A 22,169-nucleotide genomic window follows, 5' to 3' on the forward strand; every position below is an offset into this window, starting at 1 on the left:
TGAACATTTTGATAACGGCCAGCCGGAAAACCGGGCTGCGTTATCGGATTGCTGCAATCTCCAACATGCAAAGCCTTGTGCGAGGATAAAGAAGGGCGCTCGGAAACGAGCGGTCCTTATTTTAATGGGATAGCTGAATCAAATCAATGCTCTGCCCGGAAAGCGCCAGCTCCATCTGCCAGTCAAACGGTTCCAGCGCCAGTTGCGGCGCATGCAGCCAGCGGGCCGGCACGCAGCCGCAAGCCTCGTAGAAGGCGACGGTTTCCACGGCGGAGTGCGAGGAGATATAGAGCGCGTCCGCGCCCAGTTCGCGGCCGGCCGCGGCGCTGGCGGCCAGCAGTGCGCGCCCCAGGCCCTGGCCGCGCCAACGGCGATCCACCTGCAGTTCCTTTAGTTGCCGGTAGCCGCCGTCCGGACCCAGCGCTTGCGGGTCTATGGCGGCGAAGCCGGCCAGGATGCCATCGATTTCCACCGCCAATACCGCGCCGTCGGCGGCGATACGCGCCAATTCCCGCGCCAGCTCGCGTCGCTCCGCTGATGACCAGTCGTCGATGAAGGGCTCGGCCACGCTGCGTTTGCCGGCGGCGCTGGCGCGGTAAACCAACTGGACATCCTGACGACGCTGGAAGGCATCCAGCCAGCCGGCGGAGATGTCGCGCGGACTCAGCCTATGGATGGGCCAAGACGGCGTGAGTGGTGGATGGCCTGGAGGAGGCATGGACATGGCCTTATTGGGTCAAGAAAGCATCGGATTATCTCAAAACAGCGCGGCGGCTGCGTGATCTCGCCGCCATCTCTTGCGTGGTGGCGACAGAACTTTATTTGATTTTCATTATCATTTACTGCGATTGATAGCTAAAACGAATCAATCAATTCATTTATTTCAATTTTCACAAGTTCTAACAAGATGTTAGGATTCACAAAAAATCAAGGACATAGCATAACGAACCGCGCCGAAGAAGAGCATGCAAGCCTGTTTCTTCTCGAGCGCGGTTTGTCGTAAGCGGAATGCCCGAATGCAGAGACAAGCCAGCGCCGTCCGTATAACCGCGTCGCGCCCCTGGACCGAACCGCGGCCGGAGATGGGCTCCAAGCCTGAAGCCGGCGGCGGGCTTGCCTGCAGAGACTTGCCTTAAGTGAATTCCATCAATTTGAAGAATGTGGTCTGTGAAATGAGTAATAAAGTATCCGTAGTAAAGCGCCTGCTCGCACCTTCTTTCGCGCTGAGCGCATTGAGCCTGGCCGTGGCCTGTTCCTGGGCCGTGCCGGCCAATGCCGACGCGATTTCCAGCGTCGGCACGAATAATGTCTATGGCGCCGGCGCGGTGGACCCGGCAGTGGCGACCAATAGCAATAACACCATCTATGGCGTGGGTGCCGGCAGCAATATGAACGGCACCAATAACTCGGCCTTTGGCGCTACCGCCGGAGTGAATGTGACCGGGGGCTACAATACCTCGATCGGCCAGAACGCCGGCACCAATGTGACGGGCAACAACAACGCCTTCATGGGCAATGACTCTGGCTACAACGTGACCGGCGACGCCAACGTCGGCAACGGCATCAACACCATCCGCAATGTCACCGGCACCGGCAACACCGGCAGCGGCGCCAACTCCGGCCAGGATATCAAGGGCGATTTCAACACTGGCCTGGGCGACAACTCCAACCGCAATGTCACCGGCAACTACAACACCAGCAGCGGCACCTTCTCCGGCTGGAACATCAATGGCAACAACAATACCGCCAACGGCGCGTACGCCGGCAGCAATGTCACGGGTGACAACAATGCCGCGGTGGGCAACAACGCCGGTCGCGGCGTGACCGGCAACGGCAACTTCGCCGCCGGCAATCAGGCCGGCCAGAATGTGTCCGGCAGCAATAATGTGGCTATCGGCAACAACGCCGGCTCCAACACCAATGCCAGCAATACGGTGGCGGTGGGTAACAATGCCTCCGCCAACGCCAACAATGCGCTGGCGCTGGGCAGCAATGCCAAGGCCAACAATGCCAACGACGTGGCCCTGGGCGCCAATAGCCAGACCGCGGCGGCCAATCCCACCGCCAGCGGCGTGGTGAACGGCGTGACTTACAACTATGCCGGCGCGGCGCCTTCCAGCGTGGTGAGCGTGGGCAGCGTGGGCAATGAGCGGCAGATCAGCAATGTCGCCGCCGGCCGGGTGAGCGCCAGCAGCACCGACGCGGTGAACGGCAGCCAGCTGAATGCGACCAATCAGGCGGTGCAGAGCCTGAACACCAAGGTGAACAATGTCGGGAGCGGCACCGCCGCGGCCTTGGGCGGCGGCTCCAGCTACAACGCCCAGACCGGCGAAGTGAGCCAGCCTAGCTACAAGGTTTACGGCAACACCGTGAACAATGTCGGCGATGCGATCGACCATTTGCAGCGAAACAGCCCGATGCAATATTCCGATTCCACCGGCCGGACGACGACGAACAACGCCGGCAACGACGTGACCCTGGTGGGCGGAGACAGCAGCCGGCCGGTGACCATCCACAATGTGGAAGCGGGCGTGCAGGGCACGGACGCGGTGAACGTGAACCAGCTGAATGCGGCCAACTTCAATAATCAGCAGCAGATCAGCCAACTCCGCTCCGATCTGTCCGATACGCGCCGCGATGCGCTGGGCGCCGCGGCCGGCGCGATGGCCATGGCCGGCCTGCCGCAGGCCTTCCTGCCCGGCAAGAGCATGCTGGCGGTGGCCACGGCGACCACCGGCGGCGAATCCGCCCTCGCGGTGGGCGTGTCCGCGCTGTCCGACAACGGCCGCTGGGTGGTGAAATTCTCCGGTTCCGCCAATACCCGTGGTCAGGGCGGCGCCAGCATCGGCGCTGGCTTCCAGTGGTAAGCGGCAAGCAAGATCAATCAGCTGATATTGAATGACATATATGATGAAAAAATCGGTATTTAGCGGCACTTTCCGCTATCTGTTGCTGGCTGCGGCCGGCGCGGCCCTGGTGGGTTGCGGCACCAGCCGCCTGAGCAAGATCAATGACGACGGCCATCTGGCCGAACAGGCGAGCCCGGTATGGCCCAGCATTGAAAACAATCGCTGGCAGCCGGAAGGCAGCGTGCCCAACCTCGCCAATCTGGCCCAGGTGAAGCCAGGCCTGAGCAAGGAACAGGTTTACGGCTTGATCGGCCGTCCGCACTTCGCCGAAGGCATGATCGATGTGCGCGAGTGGGATTATGTGCTGAACCTGACCGCCAAGGGCGGCGAGCAAACCCAGGTTTGCCAGTACAAGCTGCTGTTCGACAAGCGGATGAAGCTGGCTTCGGTGATCTGGCGGCAAGAAGCCTGCGCCGAGATCGCCACCGGAGCTTGATCCGGCGTCGGAACCATGCAACGAACCGCCTTGATCGGCGGTTCGTTTTTTTATGCGCGCGCCGCGGCGGCGCAAAAAAACACGCGGCCCAAGGGCCGCGTGTTGCTTGCGGGGGTGAGCCGCGCTTATTTCAGATCGAAGCGGTCCAGATTCATCACCTTGTTCCAGGCGGCGACGAAGTCGCGGACAAACTTTTGCTGCCCGCCGTTTTGGGCGTAGACCTCGACCAGCGCCCGCAGCTGCGAGTTGGAGCCGAACACCAGGTCCACGCGGCTGCCGGTCCATTTGAGCGCGCCGGTCTTGCGATCGCGGCCCTCGTACAACTCATTGGCGGCGGAAGTCGGCTGCCAGGCCACGCCCATATCGAGCAGATTGACGAAGAAGTCATTGCTCAGCACGCCCGGCCGGCTGGTGAACACCCCGTGCGGCGCCTTGTCGACATTGGCACCCAGCACGCGCAGGCCGCCCACCAACACCGTCATTTCCGGCGCGCTCAGCGTCAGCAGCTGCGCCTTGTCCACCAGCAGCGCCTCCGCCGGCATCGAGAAAGCCTGCTGCTGATAGTTGCGGAAGCCGTCCGCCTGGGGCTCCAGCACGCAGAACGACTCCACATCGGTCTGCTCCTGGCTGGCGTCGGTGCGGCCCGGCGCGAACGGCACGCTGATGTTGACGCCGCCGGCCTTGGCGGCGGCTTCCACCGCCGCGCCGCCGGCCAGCACGATCAGGTCGGCCAGCGACACTTGCTTGCCGCCGCTCTGCGCGGCGTTGAAATCGCGGCGGATGGCTTCCAGCGCGTCCAGCACGCGGGCCAGCTGCGCCGGCTGGTTCACCGCCCAGTCCTTTTGCGGCGCCAGGCGGATGCGGGCGCCATTGGCGCCGCCGCGCTTGTCGGAACCGCGGAAGGTGGAGGCGGAAGCCCAGGCGGTGGACACCAGTTCGCTGACGGACAGGCCGGAGGCCAGCACCTTGGCCTTGAGCGCGGCGATGTCCGCCTCGTTGATCTGCGGCTGACAGGCGGCCGGCAGCGGATCTTGCCAGATCAAGTCCTCGGCCGGCACTTCCGGCCCCAGGTACAGCGTTTTGGGACCCATGTCGCGGTGGGTCAGCTTGAACCAGGCGCGGGCGAAGGCGTCGGCGAAGGCGGCCGGGTCCTGATGGAAGCGGCGGGCGATCGGCTCGTAAATCGGGTCGAAGCGCAGCGACAGATCGGCGGTGGTCATCATCGGCGGGTGTTTCTTCGCCGGGTTGTGAGCGTCCGGGATCAGGTGTTCCGGCTTGACGTCCTTGGCCACCCATTGATGGGCGCCGGCCGGGCTCTTGGTCAGTTCCCAGTCGTAGCCGAACAGCATGTCGAAATAGCCGTTGTCCCATTGCGTCGGGTTGGGCTTCCACGCGCCCTCGATGCCGCTGGTGGTGGTGTATTCGCCCTTGCCGTCGCCGAAGCGGTTGATCCAGCCCAGGCCTTGCGCTTCCAGCGGCGCGGCTTCCGGCTCCGGACCCACCAATGCCGGATCGCCGGCGCCGTGGGCCTTGCCGAAGGTGTGGCCGCCGGCCACCAGCGCCACGGTTTCTTCATCGTTCATCGCCATGCGGGCGAAGGTCTCGCGCACGTCGCGGCCGGAAGCCAGCGGGTCCGGATTGCCGTCCGGGCCTTCCGGGTTCACATAGATCAGGCCCATCTGCACCGCGGCCAGCGGATTGTCCAGCTGGCGGTCGCCGGAGTAGCGGCTGTTGGCTTCGGTGCTGGTGGCCAGCCATTTGGTTTCCGCGCCCCAGTAGACGTCCTCTTCCGGCTGCCAGATATCCTTGCGGCCGCCGCCGAAGCCGAAGGTCTTGAAGCCCATGGATTCCAGCGCCACGTTGCCGGCCAGGATCATCAGGTCGGCCCAGGAAATCTGCTTGCCGTATTTTTGCTTGATCGGCCACAGCAGACGGCGCGCCTTGTCCAGGTTGCCGTTGTCCGGCCAGCTGTTGAGCGGGGCGAAACGCTGGTTGCCGGTGCTGGCGCCGCCGCGGCCGTCGGCGGTGCGGTAGGTGCCGGCATCGTGCCAGGCCATGCGGATGAACAGGCCGCCGTAGTGGCCCCAGTCCGCCGGCCACCAGTCCTGGGAGGTGATCATCAGCGCCTTGAGGTCATTTTTCAGCGCGGGGTAGTCAAGTTGTTGGAAGGCTGCGGCGTAATCGAAATCCGGATCCAGCGGGATGGACGCGGGCGCGTGCTGATGCAGGATGTTGAGGTTGAGCTGGTTGGGCCACCAGTCGCGGTTGGATCGGGCATTCACTACGGCCGGGTTGCCGGCGGTTTGATGGAACGGGCACTTGGACGGGCTACTCATGACAGACTCCTTTGGTCAATGTGTTCAAGGACTTGTTGCGATCAGCTTAGTGAAGCTTGCCGTGGGAAGCCATTGAGCAATTTCAATGGCGGCAATGGCCAATATCAATCAATCATGTTCTAACGATAGTTAGTAGCTTATTTAGCGGCCTTAGTTCCCCGCACTGGGCCGGCAGGGTTGTCGCTCAGCGCTCAACGGTCTATCCGCGTGGTCATCAGGATGGCGGTGCTGGTGCGTTCCACTCCGTCCAGCGCGCCGATGCGGTCCACCAGCCCATCCAGTTCAGCCATGCCGGCGGCTTCCACCGCGGCGATGAAATCGTGGACGCCGCTGACCGAATGCAGGGTGCGCACCTGAGGCAGCCGGCGCAGCGCGCTTTCTATCGCCTGGCTCAGCCGCGGCGCGGCGACGATCATCACCAGCGCGCGCACCTGGGCTGTGCTGTGGACGGCGCCGGTGCGCACGCTATAGCCCAGGATCACGCCGCCGCGTTCCAGCCGCTCGATGCGGCTTTGCACCGTGGTGCGGGACAGGCTCAGCCGGCGCGCCAGTTCGGCGGTGGGGGCGCGGGCGTTTTCGCGCAGCAGCGCGAGCAATTGCTGGTCGATGGCGTCCATGGCGGCTCCATGCGGGGTGGGCGGTTTGGCGCTGTGCCGGACTTTTCGTCAATGCGATCAATAATATCCGACAGTTCGTCGTTCTGCGCGCTGCAATTGGCCGGACTTGATCCGAGAATGGGACTTCCCCAGGAAACGAGAACGAGGAGCGGCGAGATGAGGGACGCGATCATCGTGGGCGGCGGCCATAATGGCCTGGTATGCGCCCATTACCTGGCGCGGGCTGGGCTGAAGGTGACGGTGCTGGAACGGCGCGGCGTGGTGGGCGGCGCGGCGGTGACCGAGGAATTCCATCCCGGCTTCCGCAACTCGGTGGCCGCCTACACGGTGTCGCTGCTCAATCCCAGGGTGAGCCGCGACATGGAGCTGGCGCGTCACGGCTTGAAAGTGGTGGAGCGGCCCTTGTCCAACTTCCTGCCGCTGGACGACGGCGGCTATCTGAAAGTGGGGCCGGGCCGCACCGCCGCCGAAGTGGCGCGTTTCTCGCGCCGCGACGCCGAGCGGCTGGACGATTACGCGCGGCATCTGGACGCCGCCGCCGAACTGCTGCGCGAGCTGGTGTTGCAAACCCCGCCCAATGCGGTGGCGGGCGGCTGGCTGAACGCGCTGCCGGAGCTGTTCAAGGCCGGCCGGCTGGGGCGACGGCTGGGCCGGCTGGAACTGGCGCAGCAACGCGAACTGCTGGACCTGTTCACCAAGTCCGCCGGCGATTATCTGGACGGCTGGTTCGATAGCGATCCGATCAAGGCGGTCTACGGCTTCGACAGCGTGGTGGGCAACTACGCCAGCCCGTACGCGCCGGGCTCGGCCTATGTGCTGCTGCACCATGTGTTCGGCGAGGTCAACGGCCGCAAGGGCGCGTGGGGTCACGCGCTGGGCGGCATGGGCGCCATCACCCAGGCCATGGCCCGCTCGGCGCGCGAGCGCGGCGCGGAGATCCGCACCGACAGCGCGGTGCGCGAGGTGCTGCTGGACAAGGGCCGCGCGGTGGGCGTGGTGACCGAGCGCGGCGAGCGGCTGGACGCGCGGGTGGTGGTGTCCAATCTCAATCCGCGGCTGCTTTACACCCGCTTGCTGGACCCGGCGGCGCTGCCGGCGGATTTTCTGCGCCGGATGCAGGGCTGGCGCTGCGGCTCCGGCACTTTCCGCATGAATGTGGCGCTGTCCGAGCTGCCGGATTTCAGCTGCCTGCCGGGCAAGGCGCAGGCCGAGCATCACGGCAGCGGCATCATCATCGCGCCCAGCCTGGCTTATATGGAGCGCGCCTATCACGACGCGCGCGAGCGCGGCTGGTCCGGCCGGCCCATCGTGGAAGTGCTGATCCCGTCGACGCTGGACCCGTCGCTGGCGCCGCCGGGCCAGCATGTGGCCAGCCTGTTCTGCCAGCACGTGGCGCCGCAGCTGCCGGACGGAGCCTGCTGGGACGATCACCGCGAGGAAGTGGCGGATCTGATGATAGATACCGTCAGCCGCTACGCGCCCAACTTCAAGGCCGCGGTGCTGGGGCGGCAGATCATGAGCCCGCTGGACCTGGAGCGCACCTTCGGCCTGGTGGGCGGCGACATCTTCCACGGCGCGCTGGGCCTGGACCAATTGTTCTCGGCGCGGCCCATGCTGGGCCACGCCGATTACCGCGGTCCCATTCCCGGCCTCTATCTGTGCGGCGCCGGCGCCCATCCCGGCGGCGGCGTCACCGGCGCGCCGGGCCACAACGCGGCGCGCGAGGTGTTGCGCGATTTGCGGCGCCGCATGGCGTGAGCCGCTTGTTCAAAGGCTAGCGGAGCGCGGCGGGCGAAAAAAATGCCCGCGGCGCGAGGCCGGCGGGCACAAAGGGCAAAAGCCGGGATATCAGTAGAAGCGGTAATCCACGCTGAGGCCCACGGTGCGCGGCGCGCCGATCACCCCCACCAGGTAATTGCCGCGCACATTGACCTGGGAATACAGCACGCCCTGATTGCTCAGATTGTTGACGTAGCCGCGCACCGTCCAGCGCGCGCTTTCATAACCGGCGTTGAGATTGGCCACGGTGTAATCGCCGGCGGCGCCGCTGGGGCTGTTGCTGATGTCGGAGTAATAGCGGCCCACCCGGTTCAGGCTGCCGCCGACGAACAGGCCATGATCCAGCCGCTGCTTGAAGCCCAGGTTCACCGTCAGGTGCGGCGCGTAATTGAACTGATTGCCCTGGATGCCGGGGTTGGCGGCGTCGCTGGCGGTCACCTTGGTGTCCAGCAGGCCCAGGCCGGCGCTCAGCATCAGCCGCGGCGTGACCCGCGCCTTGGCTTCCAGCTCCAGGCCGTAGCTCTCGCCCTTGGGGATATTGGTGAAGCGCGAGCCCAGGATGGCCTGGTAGCCGGTGTACTGGTTGAAGAAGGCGTTGGCGTTGAGGTCCAGGCGCTGGTCCAGCAAGCTGGAGCGGCTGCTGGCCTCGTAGGCGGTGACCTCCTCCTTGTCATAGGTGTAGTACTGGTCGCTATTGTCCAGGCCGGAGCCGCCGGCGTTATAGCCCTTGCGCACCGAGAAGCCCAGCGTGGTGTCCGGGCTGTATTTGTAACTGAGCCCGGCCTTGGGCAGGAACAGGGTTTCGGTGATGTCGTAGGCGGCCTGTTTCTGGCCGGCCAGGCCCGGTTGCAGCGTGGTGTTGCGGCGCTGCCGCTCGCGCTCCACGCGGCTGCCCAGATTGAGGCTCCACTTGTCGTTCAGGACCAGCGTGGCCTCGCCGTAGATGGCCTGGGTTTTCAGTTTGTCCTTGGCCGCCACGCTGGTCTGGGCGTCCATGTCCTGGTCGCGGTCGTAGTAATACACGCCCATCACGCCGCTGAGCCGGCCGCCTTGCGGCGCATAGTTCAGCCGCGCCTCGGCGGTATTGCTCTTCTCGTCCAGCCGCATGCGGAAATCGCTGCTGTCGACGAAGGCGCTGACATTGTCGGCGTGACCCAGCAGCAACTGGGCGCTCCAGGCGTCGTTGAGCTGGTATTGCAGATCGGTGCTGACGGTGTTGTTGAAGGAGTCCTGATAGCGCGCCTTGATCCATTTGCGGCTATTGGCGTAGTCGAAATAATTGCCGTCCACATAGTTCAGGTATTCGCCCTTGTTCTTGCGGTGCGCCACCGTCAGCTTGGCGCTGAAGCCGGGCAGCGCGCTGGGCTTCCACAGCAGCTTGCCGCGCGCGCTGCTGTGCTTGAGCTCGGACGGGTCCCACGGCGTGCTGCCGGGATAGCTGATATAGCTGTGGCCGCTCAGGCCCTCGGCGGCGACGCGGAAGGCCAGTTCGTCGGTGATCGGGCCGGACACCATGCCGGCCAGAGTGCTCTTGCCGGCCTTGTTCTCGTAGCCGGCGCGCAGCGCGCCTTCCCAGTCGAAGCTGGGGTCCTTGGTATTGACCACGATGGCGCCGGCCAGGGTGTTGCGGCCCTGGGTGGTGGACTGCGGGCCGCGCAGCACCTCGACCTGTTCCACGTCCCAGGGGCTGACGTCCACATAGCGCTGACCGTTCCAGCTCTCCGACATGCCGTCCACCGTGGTGCTGACCCGCGGGCGTGAGCCGGAGACCAGGGTGTTGTAGCCGGTACCGGGGCCGGTGCCTTCCACCCCGCGGATATTGATGATGCCGGCGCCGTTATGGGTGGCGTTGGGAGTGGCGGCCACGCTGTCGTACACCGAATTTTCGCCGCCCTTGTCCATGTCGCGGATCACCGTCACCGCGGTGCTGGTGTCCTTCAGCGAGCGTTTGAGTTTTTCCCCGGTGACGGTGACCGTGGGCAGCGTGGCTTGAGCGTCCGCGGGCGCTGCCAGCGCCGCGTGCGAGAGGGTCAAGCCGCCGAGGCCGGCCAGGGCTAGCCGGGTGGCCGCGGCCAAGGGTTTGTGCGGGTGTTCCATCGTGTTGCGATTCCTTGTTTTTGTGCGATAGCGAGATCGGCGCGCTCGGGGTCCGGCGGCGTCGTCTGGCTAGCGAGGAATCGTTGGCTACTGCGGCGAGGGGAAGCGAAGAGCGCAGCGGACCCGTGACGGGTCGTTGCGATCACCAGGACCGGATGATAATATTTCTCATTCGCATTATGCAAACACGATGCAAGATATTCCGCCGCACAGCGGTGGAAACCGCCGGGGAGCCGCATGTCGAACAGGGAAGAAAACACGTGGAATCAACAAGCTGCGCGGAGTGCGGCATGGCTGCAACACCCTGAGGCCGGCCAGCCGGCCTGGTGGGCGCGGCTGGCCGCGGCCGGCGCGCCGCTGACCGAGCGGCTGCCGGATGGCGAGATCTGTGTCACCTTCCTCTGGCGCGATCCCCACGGCGGCGCAGCGGCCTCGCCGCTGGTGCAGGTCTACGCCGACGTCAACTCCGTCACCGACCACCACCGGCCGCAGCCGCAATCGCTGGCGCGGCTGGGCGACACCGACATCTGGTGGTGGCAGGCCACGCTGCCGGCCAACTGGCGCGGCAGTTACACCTATATCCCGGTCAGCGCCGCGCAGACCCCGCCGCGGCCGGACGCCGATGCGCGCGCCAGCCGGCTGCGCCACCGCGAATGGTGGCTGGACATCATGAGCCGGGCGGCGCCGGACCCGCTCAACCCGCGCGCCGGCTATGTCAGCAGCTGGGGCGCGCCCTTGTCCGCGCTGCATCTGGAGGCGGCGCCGGAGCAATCCGCCTGGCACGCCTGGGACCAGGGCCGCCAGGGCCGCCAGGGCGCGGACCCGGCGCGGCTGACGCGGATTCATTGGGACAGCGCGCGGCTGGGCAAGAAACGCCGGATCTGGATTTATCAGACCGGCGCGCTGCCGGAGGGCGAACGCGGTGAGCGGCCGCTGGCCATTCTGCTGGACGGCCAGTACTGGGCCGAACGCATGCCGGTGTTCGCCGCGCTGGACGAAGACACCCGGCGCGGCAGGCTGCCGCCGGCGGTGTATCTATTGGTGGATGTCATCGACAGCCGGCATCGCGAGCAGGATCTGCCCTGCAATGCCGACTTCTGGCTGGCCTTGCAGCAAGAACTGCTGCCGCAAGTGGAGCGGCTGGCCCCGTTCAGCGCGCGGCCGGAACGCACCGTGGTGGCGGGCCAGAGCTATGGCGGCCTGGCGGCGATGTTCGCCGGCCTGCGCTGGCCGGAGCGCTTTGGCTGCGTGCTCAGCCAGTCCGGCTCCTTCTGGTGGCCTTACGTGGAACTGCACGAACGCGCGCGCGCCGTCAGCGAACGGCGCTTGCCCGGCAGCCGCGGCCGGCTGACCGAACAACTGGAGGCCGGCGAATTGCCGCCGGGACGGCTGCGGGTCTATCAGGAAGTGGGCCGCCGCGAAGAAGTGATGCTGGACGTCAACGCCAGCCAGCGCGCGGCCTTGGAGCACGCCGGCCATTGCGTGCGCTACCAGGAGTTCGAGGGCGGCCACGACTGGCTGTGCTGGCGCGGCGGCCTGCTGGACGGACTGGCCTGGCTGTGGGAGGACGGGAGTAGGGAGGGGTAATCCGCGCCCTATGCCGGCTGACTCCCGGCATAATGCCGTTTTTTGGGGCGATGAAGATGAAAAAGCGATTGGCTTTATGCTTGGCGGGTGTCTTGGTGTGGCCGGCCTGGGCCGCGAACCCGCAGCCGCCAAAAACCGTGCCGATCAAGCAAGGCATGGCATACGCCAAAGCGAGGAAGCTCATCTTGAAAGCCGGCTGGGAGCCCATTCATGCCGTGAACGGTGAGGCGTGCGGCTACGGTGAAAAAATTTGCAAGAAATTCCCGGAGATAGAAAGCTGCTTGGCGGATGGCTACTGCAAAATGTTCTTCAAGAACGAGTGGGACATGATGCTGGTGCTCATCACTCTTGGCGACATGGATGCTAAGGGAGAGAATGCCCAGATCGAAAGCTGGTCGCTTAAAAAGTAAGCCGACCTAAATTGGATTGCGCAAAGCGCTGGCCTGCCCGGCGCTTTGCGCATTCTGATCTCGGCGCGGGTCTCACCCCCCGCGCGGAATCACCATCGGCGTATGGCTGACCGGATCGTCCATGATCAGGCAGCTCAGGCCGAACACCTGCTCGATCAAGTCCGCGCTGACGATGTCGCGCGGCGCGCCCTCGGCCACGATGCGGCCATCGCGCATCGCGATCAAATGGCTGGCGTAGCGACAGGCGTGGTTGATGTCGTGCAACACCGCCACCAAGGTGCGGCCGCCGTCGCGGTTCAAGCGGCGGAACAACTCCAGCAACTCGATCTGATGCGCGATGTCCAGATAAGTGGTCGGCTCGTCCAGCAGCAGCAGCGGCGTTTGCTGCGCCAGCGCCATCGCCACCCACACCCGTTGACGCTGTCCGCCGGACAGCTCGTCCACCAGCCGGTCCGCCAGCGCGTCGGTGCCGGTGGCCGCCAGCGCCTGGCGCACTGCCTCCTCGTCCTGCCGGCTCCATTGCCGCAACAGGCTCTGATGCGGATAGCGGCCGCGTGCCACCAGGTCCGTCACCGTGATGCCGTCCGGCGCCACCGCGCTTTGCGGCAGCAGGCCCAGTTGCTGCGCCACCGTCTTGGCCGGGTAGCCGTGGATGTCGCGACCGTCCAGGCACACCTGGCCGGCCTGCGGTTTCAACAGCCGGCTCAGGCTGCGCAGCAAGGTGGACTTGCCGCAGCCGTTGGGGCCGATGATCACGCTGAAGGAACCGTTGGGGATGTTCACGTCCAGCTGTTCGCAAATCGTGCGTTGGCGGTAGCCCAGCCGCAGGCGCTCGCCGCGCAGCCGCGGCGGCTCCGTCGCCTGGGAGGCCGGCGCGGCATAGAGTTTCAAGCTCAGGGAAGTCACAGTTTTCGGGCTCCGGTTTGGCGCAGCAACAGCCACAGCAGATACAGGCCGCCAATGCAGATGGTGACGACGCCCACCGGCAGCTGGCGAGGATAGAACAGCTGCTGGGCGCCGTAGTCCGCGGCCAGCAGCAGCAAGGCGCCGGTCCAGGCCGCGGTCAGCGGGCTGGTGGCCTGGGTGCGCTGCAGCCGCTGCGCGATCTGCGGCGCGGCCAGCGCGATGAAGGAAATCGGTCCGGCCGCGGCGGTGGCGGAAGCGATCAGCGCCACCCCCAGCCCCATCAGCCACAGCCGGGTGCGTTCCGCCGGCACGCCCAGCGCGCTGGCGCAATCGTCGCCCATCTCCAGCAGCCGCATGCGCCGCTGCAGCGTCAGCGCCGCCAGCATCGCCAGCAGACAACACAGCGCGGAGGGCAGGCCCTTGTTCCAGGTCATGCCGTTGAGCGTGCCCGCGCCCCAGGTGGCCGCGCCCATCGCCGCTTCCAGGCTGGCGTTGATCAGCAGCCAATGGTTGAGCGCGCTCAGCATGGCGCTGACGGCGATGCCGACGATGATCAGGCGGAAACCGTACGCGCCTTGCCGCCAGGCCAGCAGATAGACCAGGGCCGCGGCCAGCAGGCCGCCGGCCAATGCGCCGCCGGCGATCTGGAAATGGCTGCCGTTGAACAAGGTAATCACCACCAGCGCGCCGGTATAGGCGCCGGTATTGAAGCCCACCACGTCTGGGCTGCCCAGCGGGTTGCGGATCAAGGACTGGAAAATCGCCCCGCTCATGCCCAGCGCCGCGCCCACCACCAGCGCCATCAGCACCCGTGGCAGCCGCCATTGCTGCACCACCGCCACCTCCAGCCGGCCGCCTTGGCCTTGCAAGGCCTGCCATAACTGCTCCAGGCTCAGCGGCAAGGCGCCGGCGCGCAAACTCAGCACCGCCAGCGCCGCGCAGGCGGCGGCCAGCAGCAGGCCGGTCCACAGCCCGCCCAGCGCCATCCGGCCATTGCAAGCGCCATCCGGATCACCCCACTGCCACACCGCCGGCTTCATGCCCGGCCTCCGGGCGCGGCGTGACGGCGCGCCAGCCAGATCAGGGCCGGCGCGCCGATGAAGGCGGTGACGATGGATACCCGCAATTCGCCCGGCGTCAGCAGCCGGCCGACGATGTCCGAGCCCAGCAGCAACATGGGCGCCAGCAACAGGGTGAAGGGCAGCGCCCAGCGCAGATCGGCACCGCCCAGCCAGCGGGCGAGGTGGGGAATCATCAGGCCGACGAAGGCGATGGGCCCGGCGACGGCGGTGCTGCCGCCGCACAGCAGGGTGATGGCCAGCACCGCGCCGGCCTGGATCAGCAGCGGGCGGCCGCCCAGGCTCACCGCCAGGTCGCTGCCCATGCCCAGGGTGTTCAAGGGTCGCGCCAGCAACAGCGCCAGCAGCATGCCGGCGATCATCACCGGCGCCGTCAGCGCCAGCGGCGTCATGCTGCGCACGTCCAGGGTGCCGGCGTTCCAATAACGCAGCTGATTGAAGGCCAATGGGTCCAGCAGGGTGATGGCGGTGGACAAGCCCATCAGCACCGCACTGACGGCGGCGCCGGCCAGCACGAAGCGCAGCGGGTCCATGCGCCGGCCGCGCGCGCCCACCGTGTACACCAGCAAGGTGGCGCCCAGCGCTCCGGCGGCGGCGCAGCCCAGATAGCCCAGCTGGCTGTCCACGCCCCAGACCGCCACGCCCAGCACCATGGCGAAGCTGGCGCCGGCGTTGACGCCCAGCACGCCGGGGTCCGCCAGCGGATTGCGCGACAGTGCCTGGATCAGCGCGCCGGACAGGCCCAGCGCCGCGCCGGCCAGCAGGCCCAGCAGGGTGCGCGGCAAGCGGCCTTGCAGCACGATCACGCTGTCCGGATCGCCGCCGCCGTGCAGCAGGCTGCGCCAGACCACAGCGGCGGGAATCGGTTTGGCGCCCAGCATCAGGCTGAGCAGGACAATGAGAGCCAGCGCGGCCAGGCAGCACAGCAGCAGGGTCAGGCGGCGGCTGGCCGCCGAGGGCGCGGGCCGAGCCGCGGCGAGGCTGATTGACATGATCAAATGCAAATGATTCCTAATACAGACTGCTGATGTTACCATGCGGCATCCATAACGGCACACCCTCTTGCCGGCCGCGCCAACGCATGCCGCGCGGCCTCCACCCCTGTCGAGATCAAAACAACCCGTCATGAAAAAGTCGCCCATCTTCGTCGATTTCAGCCTGCTCAGGCTCAATCCGCATTTCCGCTCCATCTTCATCGCCCGCATGATCTCGGTGTTCGCCTTCGGCATCCTGATGGTGGCGGTGCCGGTGCAAATCCATCAGCTCACCGGCTCCACGCTGCAAGTGGGCGCGGCGATGGCGCTGGACGGCATCGGCATGTTCGCCGGCCTGATGTGCGGCGGCGTGCTGGCGGACCGCATGGACCGCCGCCGGCTGATCCTGCTGGGCCGCTCGCTGTGCGGCCTGGGCTTTCTGGCGCTGGCGCTCAACGGTTTCATGACCAACCCCTCGGTGCTGGCGCTCTATGTGGTGTCGGCCTGGGACGGCTTTTTCAGCGGCATCGGCATCACCTCGCTGATGGCGTCCATCCCGGTGCTGGTCGGCCGTGAAAACCTGCCGGCCGCCGGCGCGCTGAGCATGCTGACCATGCGCATTGGCGGCGTGCTGTCGCCCTTGCTGGGCGGCCTGATCATCGCCGCCGTCGGGGTCAACTGGAACTATCTGCTGGCCGGCGTCGGCACCCTGGCCACCCTGATCCCGCTGACGCGCTTGCCGTCCTTGAAACCGCAGGGCGGGGAGCCGGCGCATCCGCTGCGCTCCTTGCTGGAGGGTTTCCAGTTCCTGTGGCAGAACAAGGTGGTGGGCGCGGTGGTGGCGGTGGGCACGTTGCAAACCCTGCTTAGCGCGGTGCGGGTGCTGTATCCCTCGCTGGCGGAGGACGGTTACGGCGGCGGCGCTTTCGAGGTGGGCCTGATGTATTCGGCGGTGCCGCTGGGCGCGATGATAGGCGCGTTCACCAGCGGCTGGGTGGGCGGGTTGAGCCGCCCCGGCGCGGTGATGTTGAGCTGCGTGCTGGCTTCGTCGCTGAGCATCGCGTCCTTGGGTCTGGTTCATCATCTGGCTTACGGCCTGCTGGCCTTGGCCTTGCTGGGTTATTTCGGTTCGATCGCGTCCTTGTTGCAGTTCACCCTGGTGCAGGGCAATACGCCGGATCATTTGTTGGGCCGGGTGAACAGCCTGTGGAACGCTCAGGATGTGGTGGGCGACGGCCTGGGCGCTTTGGGGCTGGGCGCGTTGGCGCGGGCCTTGGCGCCGTTGACGGCGGTGGCTTGGTTCGGCGCCGCGGCCGCGGCGGCCAGTCTGGCGATGTGCGGGGCTTTTGGGTCTTTGCGGCGTTTGGCCGGCGGCGCGGCTGCGGAGGCGGCCGGGGAGCCGGCGCGGCAGGGGGCGGGGTCCTAGTTTCTAGGGTTTGTGGACGCTGATGTGCTTGCAGGGCGGAAACCTCGGTTGGGGTTTTCGCCCTTTTTGCATCCTCTATGAAGCTCTGCCTAGTGTGGGGGAGTTTGAATCCGCTGCGCGGATGATGATTTAGGGCCGGTTCCGCCCAGCGAACGGGAAGGGGGCGGGCCGCCGCCCCCTTTCATCCCCCCTCGTCCCCCAGGGCGCGAAACCCAGAGCGCGCCCCGAGGGGACACCTGGGCGCTACACGAGGTGGTCATTTTCTTGAAAAGAAAGAGTGATTTAGCCTCGTGAGTTATTTTGTGGATAACCATCCAGTTTGACTCTGCCTGTGGATATCTCGAAAGAGCCAAGAAGAAACTACGTTTGTGATGCTCCCCTGGTCCCTTCAAGCCTGCCTGCCGGGCAGCCCCGGCAATGCAAATCATCATCCGCGCAGCGGATACAAACCCCACACACCTAGCCATCCCAACCACCCCACCTTGACCCCAAGCGCCCCCTCGGCAACAATCCCCACGTTGCCGCCCACACGCGGCACACGGGATTGGCGTCCCGTTATGAATCCCAACTAACAGGCCTACGCACCACTGCGTAGGCTGCTTTACCATGGCCGCGCCATTTGGCAGGCGCATGGTAGGAGAGTGCCATGGCACTCGCCGGGCTGGGATTCATCCGGTACGCCAATCCTGCCACGCGTCTGCCTAATACCTCAGCCTCACCCGGCAGGTGGTTTATCTTGTGTCACAGCAGGAGAAACACCATGCAACAGCCTCAAGCCTTCCCCCGTCGTCGCCGCTACAAACTGCCGGCCCACGAACAACAAGACACCCTGCTTCCCTTCGTCAGCTATCTGCCCGAACGCAGCTATCCGCATTATTGGCAAATGCCCGTGCCCGACGACGACTTCGCCGCCAATGTCGCCTATGGTCGCGAATGCGCCGGCCATTTGTTGCAATGGCTGAAGGACAACCAGCCCTATGCCGGAGGCGGCTTGCTCAGCCGCATCGCCCGAGATATCGACTTTGACGACATCGATGGCCGCGGCTATTGGATAGGTTTCTTCAATCTGCTGGAGCACGCGTTGCTGCTGAGCGCGCTGCATCTCAAGGTCTTCCCTTATGTCGACCACTATCACCGCACGCATGAGAGCAGGATTTGGCGCAGACAGTTGGAAGAGCGTTTTGGCCGCAAGCGCTAGGTAAAAGAAAAAGGCGGAAGCCCTCCAGGGGACTTCCGCCTTGTCGCGTGGGGAAGGAGGGACGGCCTTAAAGCCCGTTTACGATCTCGCGAGCTAAGGCGGAAACGAGCGAAAAAGTGGAATGTACACGTGGTACATGAGCATTTTGAGCTTGGTTTCAACGCCCACTTCTATCCACCCCGCCGACGCGCAGCAGATCGTAAACAGGTTCTTACTGGCCGTGCTTCTCCTCGCCCAGCTTGTCCAGGTAACGCAGGATGCGGCCGCTGTCCTGCTCCAGTTTCTGCATCCGCTCGACGATCTCCTGCTCGTCCAGCGGGCCTTCCTGGCCAAACACCGCCAGCGCGGCGCCGATGTGCTGGCTGGCCTGCTGCTCGGTGGCCGCCAGCTCGCTCCAGGAGCGGGTCTGGCCAAACGCTTGCTGCCCTTGCAGTTGCAACCAGCCTTGCAGCTCGCTGCCCTGCTCCAGCGGCTTGGCCTCTTCAATCGAGTGATAGGCGGTCTGCTTGAAGATCACATGCCCCACTTTTTGCAGGCTGAGCTGGGATTTGTCGTGCACGCGGTTCACTTGCGCCATCACTTGCTGCGATTGCTCCACCTGGCTGCTGAAGCGCTGGCGGAAGGTTTCCACCGAGTCCTTGACCTGGCTGGCTACATTGCCGGCGGCGCTGGCCTGGGTCTGCATATTGCCGATGCGCAGCGACAGGTTTTCCAGCACGTCCTGCACATTGTTGGCGGTGCTCTTGCTGCGCTCGGCCAGCTTGCGCACTTCGTCGGCCACCACGGCGAAGCCGCGGCCGGTTTCGCCGGCGCGGGCGGCTTCGATGGCGGCGTTCAGCGCCAGCAGATTGGTTTGGTCGGCGATGGCGGAGATGTCGGCCAGCGAGGTTTCTATGCCCTGCCATTCCTGGGCCAGCGCGGTGCTGGCGGTGTCCATGCTGCTGACGCTGTCGGCGATGGTGTCCAGGTGGCCGGACAGGTGCTGGGCGGTTTCCAGGCTGACGCGCGCGCCGTCGGCGGTGTCCTGGGTGATGGCGGCCACGTCGGCCATGGCCTGGCTGATGTCTTCCAGATCGCTCTGGTTGCTGGCCAGGTCCTTGCGCAAATGCGGGTTGTTGAGCGCGGCCAGCTGCGAGGACAGGCGGTTGCGGCGGATGTAGCCGTCGTTGTCGGCCATGGTCTGGATCGCGCGGTTGACGCTGCCCAGCGAGCTGGCCAGGATGCCCGGCAGGCCCTGGCTCAGCGGGCGGCGGCTGTAGTCGCCGGCGCTGATGGCCTTGAAGCAGGTGTTGATTTCCTTGAAGTAGGTTTCGATCAGATCGAGGAAATCATTGAGCTGCCAGGCGAGCTTGCCCACTTCGCCCAGGTTGCGGGTGCCGGTGGCGCGGTGGTGCAGTTCGCCGGAGCTGGCGTAGCCCAGTTGTTCGTGCAGGGTGTTGAGCAGGCCGAAGATGCGGCCGCTGTGACGCCACAGCAGCAGGGACAGGGCGATGGAGGCGGCCAGCAGCAGCGCGTCCACGACGCGGCCGACGATTTCCGGAAACAGATAGCTGTCCAGCAAGGAGAAGGCGACCAGCAGGTTGAAGCCTATGATGCACCAGCCCAGCTGGGCGCGCAGAAAGGGCGGTTTGTGTTGGAACTGGTTCATGCGGCCACCCCCGGCGCTTGCAGCACTTGGGCATTGAGGGACAGGATGAAGTCCTGATAGCTGACGCCTTTGTCCGCCAGCACTTGCTGCAGCCAGGCCACGGAGGCGTCCGGCGCGTTGGCCTTGTTGTGGCTGGCTTCGATCTGGCGCATCTGGGCGTAGACCGGTTCTATCGCGGCGATGGCTTCCTGGCTGGGCGGGCGGCGCACGGAGTAATAACCTTGCAGCTGGCCGCGCAGGTCGTAATCCGGGGTGACGTTGGCCAGCACCCAGTAGTAATCGCCGTTTTTGCTGTGGTTTTTCACCACGGCGAAGAATTCATGGCCCTGCTGCAGGGTTTTCCACATCAGCCGGTAGGCGCCGCGCGGCATGTCGGGATGGCGGATCAGATTGTGCGGCTTGCCCAGCAGTTCATGCTCGGCGTAGCCGGCGATGCGCATGAACACGCGGTTGGCGTAGGTGATGTGGCCGGTGGGGTCGGTCTTGGTGATGATCAGTTCATGAGGAGCGAGCCGGATTTCCTTGCTGGCCGGGCCGGCGGCGGGGTGCGTCATGATTTGTTTCTCTCTTATTTGTCGATTGCATAACCTCTAGATGTTCATTTTCGGCCACTGGCCCAGTAGGGGCAAGCGTTTATTTATTTGTACTGCCCATGCTTGACGCGCGGCTGCTTAAATTAATTCTTAATAATCCAGTTCTTACAAAAACAAAAAGGATGCCTGTGGCATCCTTTTGCGCTTTGGCCGGGATGGGCCTCAGAGTCTGTTCAACGTCTCACGACGCGCAGCAGATCGTACAGCTTCTCAGAGTTTGACGATCTGGCGGATCTGCGACACGCAGCCGCGGGCATCGTCTATCAGCTTGGCGAATTCCGGACTGCTGATCTCGGCATGGCTGAGCCAGCGCACCTTGTTGCTGATCCGGTATTGCACGCGGATGCCGGCCGCGGTTTGCCGCTGCTTGGCGTCCACTTCGTACCAGGGGGTGTTCACCTTGCATTCGAAGTCCGGCTGGATGGCCTTGGCGCCCTTGAGCAGCACGCTGGATTGCATGGCGCTGGCGTCGCCCAGGTAGACGTCGGCCAGGTTGCCGTTGCGCTTGTAGCTGTCGAAGCTGTCCCACACGCCTTTGTAGTGGGAGTCGTAGAGAAACAGGCCGGAAATCTTTTCCAGCATGCGCGGGTCGCGCACGCTCATGCGCAGCGGGTAGCTGGACGGCACCATGAAGGAGGTCTTGTCGCGCTGGACCTTGCAGCCTTCCGGCTGGCTGCTCAGCCGGTTGCACAGGCTTTGGTCGGTGGCGCTGACGCCCTGGTAGCGGTCTTGCAGAATGGTGTCGATCAGCGCGGAGTTGGCCAGTTCGATATCGGCGCGGATGTCGGCGCTGCCATCGGCTTGCACGGTGTTTTCGCGCTGGATGTTCAGATCGGTGCGCGCGGCTTCCATCGGCACCTGGGTCTGGCTCACCGTGCCGTCCTTGCCGATGATGAAGGCCCAGCGGTCTTGCAGGTCCGACATGATGCGGCCGGGCTGGAAGAAGGGGTTGGTTGGGTCCAGCCACCAGGTCTGGCCGGCGATGTCGGCGCGGACGATCATGTGGTTGGGCGCGCCAATGCCGGGCAGCAGCAGCGGCGGGGCGAACTTGCCGCGGAAGATCAGCGCCGGTTCGGCGGCGATGCCGGCGCGGCGCAGCATGGCGGTCAGCAGGGTGGAAAGGTCCTTGCAGTCGCCGTAGCCGTGCTTCTCGATCTCCGCCAGCGTGAACGGCACCAGGCCGCGCTCGGCCAGCCGGGTATCGTTGAGGTAGCGGTAGTTGCGGTTGATGTGCTGCATGAAGGCGGCCACTTGTTCCGCGGCCGGCTTGCCGCGGTTGGCGGCCACCACGGCGGCGGCGGCCGGCGGCAGCGGCGCGGCCAGGATTTCGTTGTAGCGGCGGGCGTGGGCGCCGAAGTGGTCTTGCGGCTGCTCCGAGGTGGCGATCACCAGCTGCGGCCATTCGCGCAGCGCGCTGTTGTTCCACTCGTTGATATAGCTGAGGAAGCGCGGCTGGCGCAGCGTCACCTTGATGCGCTTGCGGTCCGCGCTGGCGTCCACGCTGTAATCGTCCAGCATCATGCCGCGCCAGCTTAGCGGGCGGGTGGACTGGAGCTCGAAGCTGAAGCTGTCCTCGCGCGCTTTCTGCGGGCCCAGGTCCAATTGGTAGCGCAGCTGGCGCGCCAGCGGCTGCGCGGCGTTGTGGCTCTTGACGCGGTAGGACACGGTGCTGCCGACAGCCAGTTCCGGGAAGGCCATCCAGGTTTGCATGTCGCGGCTGACGCCGGCGTCCGGATTGGGCGCGGCGCGGGTTTCGATCTGGGATTTGCCCAGCTTGATCACTTTGCCGTTGGGCTGGATCACTTCCGCCCGCTCCACTTGCAGGCGGTCTTCGGCCGGGTAGGTGAAGTCGATGCGCGACAGTTGTTCGCGGCCAGAGGGATGCAGGATGGTGAAGCGCTTGCTGGTGACGCAATCCAGGCTGTTGTCTTTATTGTGCTGGCAGCTGATGGCGGTGTTGACCGCCAACGGCGCTTCGCTGATTGGTTGCAGCGCGGCGGCGCTGAAGCTGCTGTAGAGGCCGGCGGGCAGTCCGAGAGCCAGTCCAAGAGTGATGATGCGCATAGTGGAATCGAAAAGTGTGCTGTTGTTGTGATGAAGTGATACCGCCGCCGATACGGCGCGGCGGCGGTGAGAACACGCATCCGTTGGCCGCGCCGCCGGATGGGATCAAG

17 protein-coding genes are annotated in these 22,169 nt (G+C 65.3%); 7 read left to right on the plus strand and 10 right to left on the minus strand.

Annotated elements, in window-relative coordinates:
• Nucleotides 1-121: 121 nt before the first annotated feature.
• The gene (locus ACE3QM_RS14285) at nt 122-718 is read right to left on the minus strand and encodes a GNAT family N-acetyltransferase (RefSeq protein WP_231463803.1); all 597 of its coding nucleotides are present in this window, start codon (nt 716-718) and stop codon (nt 122-124) included.
• Nucleotides 719-1,172: 454 nt separating this feature from the next.
• On the opposite strand from ACE3QM_RS14285, the gene ACE3QM_RS14290 reads away from it, so the two are divergent.
• Nucleotides 1,173-2,867 (plus strand): YadA family autotransporter adhesin, encoded by a 1,695-nt coding sequence (locus ACE3QM_RS14290; RefSeq protein ID WP_374422784.1) that lies wholly within the window; start codon nt 1,173-1,175, stop codon nt 2,865-2,867.
• 43 nt (nt 2,868-2,910) lie between these two features.
• Nucleotides 2,911-3,345 (plus strand): outer membrane protein assembly factor BamE, encoded by a 435-nt coding sequence (locus tag ACE3QM_RS14295; protein WP_374422786.1) that lies wholly within the window; start codon nt 2,911-2,913, stop codon nt 3,343-3,345.
• A gap of 125 nt (nt 3,346-3,470) precedes the next feature.
• On the opposite strand, the gene katG is transcribed toward ACE3QM_RS14295, so the two are convergent.
• Together katG and ACE3QM_RS14305 are read right to left on the minus strand one after the other, a co-directional pair.
• Complete coding sequence (gene katG / locus ACE3QM_RS14300; RefSeq protein ID WP_374422788.1) at nt 3,471-5,681, minus strand: catalase/peroxidase HPI; 2,211 nt, start codon at nt 5,679-5,681, stop codon at nt 3,471-3,473.
• A gap of 191 nt (nt 5,682-5,872) precedes the next feature.
• Nucleotides 5,873-6,298, minus strand: a complete 426-nt coding sequence (locus ACE3QM_RS14305; RefSeq protein WP_048410157.1) for an Lrp/AsnC family transcriptional regulator — start codon at nt 6,296-6,298, stop codon at nt 5,873-5,875.
• A gap of 156 nt (nt 6,299-6,454) precedes the next feature.
• Here ACE3QM_RS14305 and ACE3QM_RS14310 point away from each other — a divergent pair, with 156 nt between their 5' ends.
• Nucleotides 6,455-8,056: a phytoene desaturase family protein gene (locus ACE3QM_RS14310; protein WP_374422791.1), complete on the plus strand. Its 1,602-nt coding sequence runs from the start codon at nt 6,455-6,457 to the stop codon at nt 8,054-8,056.
• A 90-nt stretch (nt 8,057-8,146) separates the two neighbouring features.
• Here ACE3QM_RS14310 and ACE3QM_RS14315 read toward each other — a convergent pair whose 3' ends face one another.
• On the minus strand, nt 8,147-10,174 hold the full coding sequence (locus ACE3QM_RS14315) for a TonB-dependent receptor (RefSeq protein WP_374422793.1): 2,028 nt from the start codon (nt 10,172-10,174) through the stop codon (nt 8,147-8,149).
• A 237-nt stretch (nt 10,175-10,411) separates the two neighbouring features.
• On the opposite strand from ACE3QM_RS14315, the gene fes reads away from it, so the two are divergent.
• On the plus strand, nt 10,412-11,761 hold the full coding sequence (gene fes, locus ACE3QM_RS14320) for an enterochelin esterase (protein ID WP_374422795.1): 1,350 nt from the start codon (nt 10,412-10,414) through the stop codon (nt 11,759-11,761).
• A 56-nt stretch (nt 11,762-11,817) separates the two neighbouring features.
• Nucleotides 11,818-12,171 carry a hypothetical protein gene (locus ACE3QM_RS14325; RefSeq protein ID WP_374422797.1) on the plus strand — a complete coding sequence of 118 codons (354 nt, stop codon included), beginning with the start codon at nt 11,818-11,820 and terminating at the stop codon, nt 12,169-12,171.
• A gap of 72 nt (nt 12,172-12,243) precedes the next feature.
• On the opposite strand, the gene ACE3QM_RS14330 is transcribed toward ACE3QM_RS14325, so the two are convergent.
• From ACE3QM_RS14330 to fepD, 3 genes are read right to left on the minus strand one after another with little or no spacing between them, the layout of a single operon-like run.
• Complete coding sequence (locus ACE3QM_RS14330) at nt 12,244-13,077, minus strand: ABC transporter ATP-binding protein (protein WP_374422799.1); 834 nt, start codon at nt 13,075-13,077, stop codon at nt 12,244-12,246.
• Entirely contained in the window at nt 13,074-14,117 is a 1,044-nt protein-coding gene (gene fepG / locus ACE3QM_RS14335) for an iron-enterobactin ABC transporter permease (protein ID WP_374422801.1), read from the minus strand. The genes ACE3QM_RS14330 and fepG overlap by 4 nt, the downstream gene beginning before the upstream one ends.
• Nucleotides 14,114-15,148: a Fe(3+)-siderophore ABC transporter permease gene (gene fepD, locus ACE3QM_RS14340; protein ID WP_374422803.1), complete on the minus strand. Its 1,035-nt coding sequence runs from the start codon at nt 15,146-15,148 to the stop codon at nt 14,114-14,116. Before fepD ends, fepG begins: the two co-directional genes overlap by 4 nt.
• A 133-nt stretch (nt 15,149-15,281) precedes the next feature.
• Between fepD and entS the strand changes: the two genes are divergently transcribed.
• Entirely contained in the window at nt 15,282-16,556 is a 1,275-nt protein-coding gene (entS, locus tag ACE3QM_RS14345; protein ID WP_048410162.1) for an enterobactin transporter EntS, read from the plus strand.
• Nucleotides 16,557-17,316: 760 nt separating this feature from the next.
• A complete protein-coding gene (locus ACE3QM_RS14350) occupies nt 17,317-17,754 on the plus strand; it encodes a hypothetical protein (protein WP_374422806.1) in 438 nt (145 codons plus the stop codon).
• A gap of 211 nt (nt 17,755-17,965) precedes the next feature.
• On the opposite strand, the gene ACE3QM_RS14355 is transcribed toward ACE3QM_RS14350, so the two are convergent.
• From ACE3QM_RS14355 to ACE3QM_RS14365, 3 genes are all read right to left on the minus strand, one after another.
• The gene (locus ACE3QM_RS14355; RefSeq protein WP_231463776.1) at nt 17,966-19,402 is read right to left on the minus strand and encodes a methyl-accepting chemotaxis protein; all 1,437 of its coding nucleotides are present in this window, start codon (nt 19,400-19,402) and stop codon (nt 17,966-17,968) included.
• Nucleotides 19,399-19,956, minus strand: a complete 558-nt coding sequence (locus tag ACE3QM_RS14360) for a PAS domain-containing protein (protein ID WP_374422808.1) — start codon at nt 19,954-19,956, stop codon at nt 19,399-19,401. The genes ACE3QM_RS14355 and ACE3QM_RS14360 overlap by 4 nt, the downstream gene beginning before the upstream one ends.
• Before the next feature lie 249 nt (nt 19,957-20,205).
• Complete coding sequence (locus tag ACE3QM_RS14365; protein WP_374422810.1) at nt 20,206-22,059, minus strand: DUF3857 domain-containing transglutaminase family protein; 1,854 nt, start codon at nt 22,057-22,059, stop codon at nt 20,206-20,208.
• Nucleotides 22,060-22,169 lie beyond the last annotated feature (110 nt).

The organism is Chromobacterium sp., assembly GCF_041912965.1.
In the GTDB taxonomy this organism is placed as follows: domain Bacteria; phylum Pseudomonadota; class Gammaproteobacteria; order Burkholderiales; family Chromobacteriaceae; genus Chromobacterium; species Chromobacterium aquaticum.

Excerpts from the sequence above, each read along its gene's own strand:
- ACE3QM_RS14305 (WP_048410157.1), bottom strand. The coding sequence starts at position 6,298 with ATGGACGCCATCGACCAGCAATTGCTCGCGCTGCTGCGCGAAAACGCC.
- fepD (WP_374422803.1), bottom strand. The coding sequence starts at position 15,148 with ATGTCAATCAGCCTCGCCGCGGCTCGGCCCGCGCCCTCGGCGGCCAGC.
- ACE3QM_RS14350 (WP_374422806.1), top strand. The coding sequence starts at position 17,317 with ATGCAACAGCCTCAAGCCTTCCCCCGTCGTCGCCGCTACAAACTGCCG.
- ACE3QM_RS14285 (WP_231463803.1), bottom strand. The coding sequence starts at position 718 with ATGCCTCCTCCAGGCCATCCACCACTCACGCCGTCTTGGCCCATCCAT.
- entS (WP_048410162.1), top strand. The coding sequence starts at position 15,282 with ATGAAAAAGTCGCCCATCTTCGTCGATTTCAGCCTGCTCAGGCTCAAT.
- ACE3QM_RS14295 (WP_374422786.1), top strand. The coding sequence starts at position 2,911 with ATGAAAAAATCGGTATTTAGCGGCACTTTCCGCTATCTGTTGCTGGCT.
- ACE3QM_RS14310 (WP_374422791.1), top strand. The coding sequence starts at position 6,455 with ATGAGGGACGCGATCATCGTGGGCGGCGGCCATAATGGCCTGGTATGC.
- fepG (WP_374422801.1), bottom strand. The coding sequence starts at position 14,117 with ATGAAGCCGGCGGTGTGGCAGTGGGGTGATCCGGATGGCGCTTGCAAT.
- ACE3QM_RS14315 (WP_374422793.1), bottom strand. The coding sequence starts at position 10,174 with ATGGAACACCCGCACAAACCCTTGGCCGCGGCCACCCGGCTAGCCCTG.
- ACE3QM_RS14290 (WP_374422784.1), top strand. The coding sequence starts at position 1,173 with ATGAGTAATAAAGTATCCGTAGTAAAGCGCCTGCTCGCACCTTCTTTC.
- ACE3QM_RS14325 (WP_374422797.1), top strand. The coding sequence starts at position 11,818 with ATGAAAAAGCGATTGGCTTTATGCTTGGCGGGTGTCTTGGTGTGGCCG.
- ACE3QM_RS14365 (WP_374422810.1), bottom strand. The coding sequence starts at position 22,059 with ATGCGCATCATCACTCTTGGACTGGCTCTCGGACTGCCCGCCGGCCTC.
- katG (WP_374422788.1), bottom strand. The coding sequence starts at position 5,681 with ATGAGTAGCCCGTCCAAGTGCCCGTTCCATCAAACCGCCGGCAACCCG.
- ACE3QM_RS14360 (WP_374422808.1), bottom strand. The coding sequence starts at position 19,956 with ATGACGCACCCCGCCGCCGGCCCGGCCAGCAAGGAAATCCGGCTCGCT.
- fes (WP_374422795.1), top strand. The coding sequence starts at position 10,412 with ATGTCGAACAGGGAAGAAAACACGTGGAATCAACAAGCTGCGCGGAGT.
- ACE3QM_RS14355 (WP_231463776.1), bottom strand. The coding sequence starts at position 19,402 with ATGAACCAGTTCCAACACAAACCGCCCTTTCTGCGCGCCCAGCTGGGC.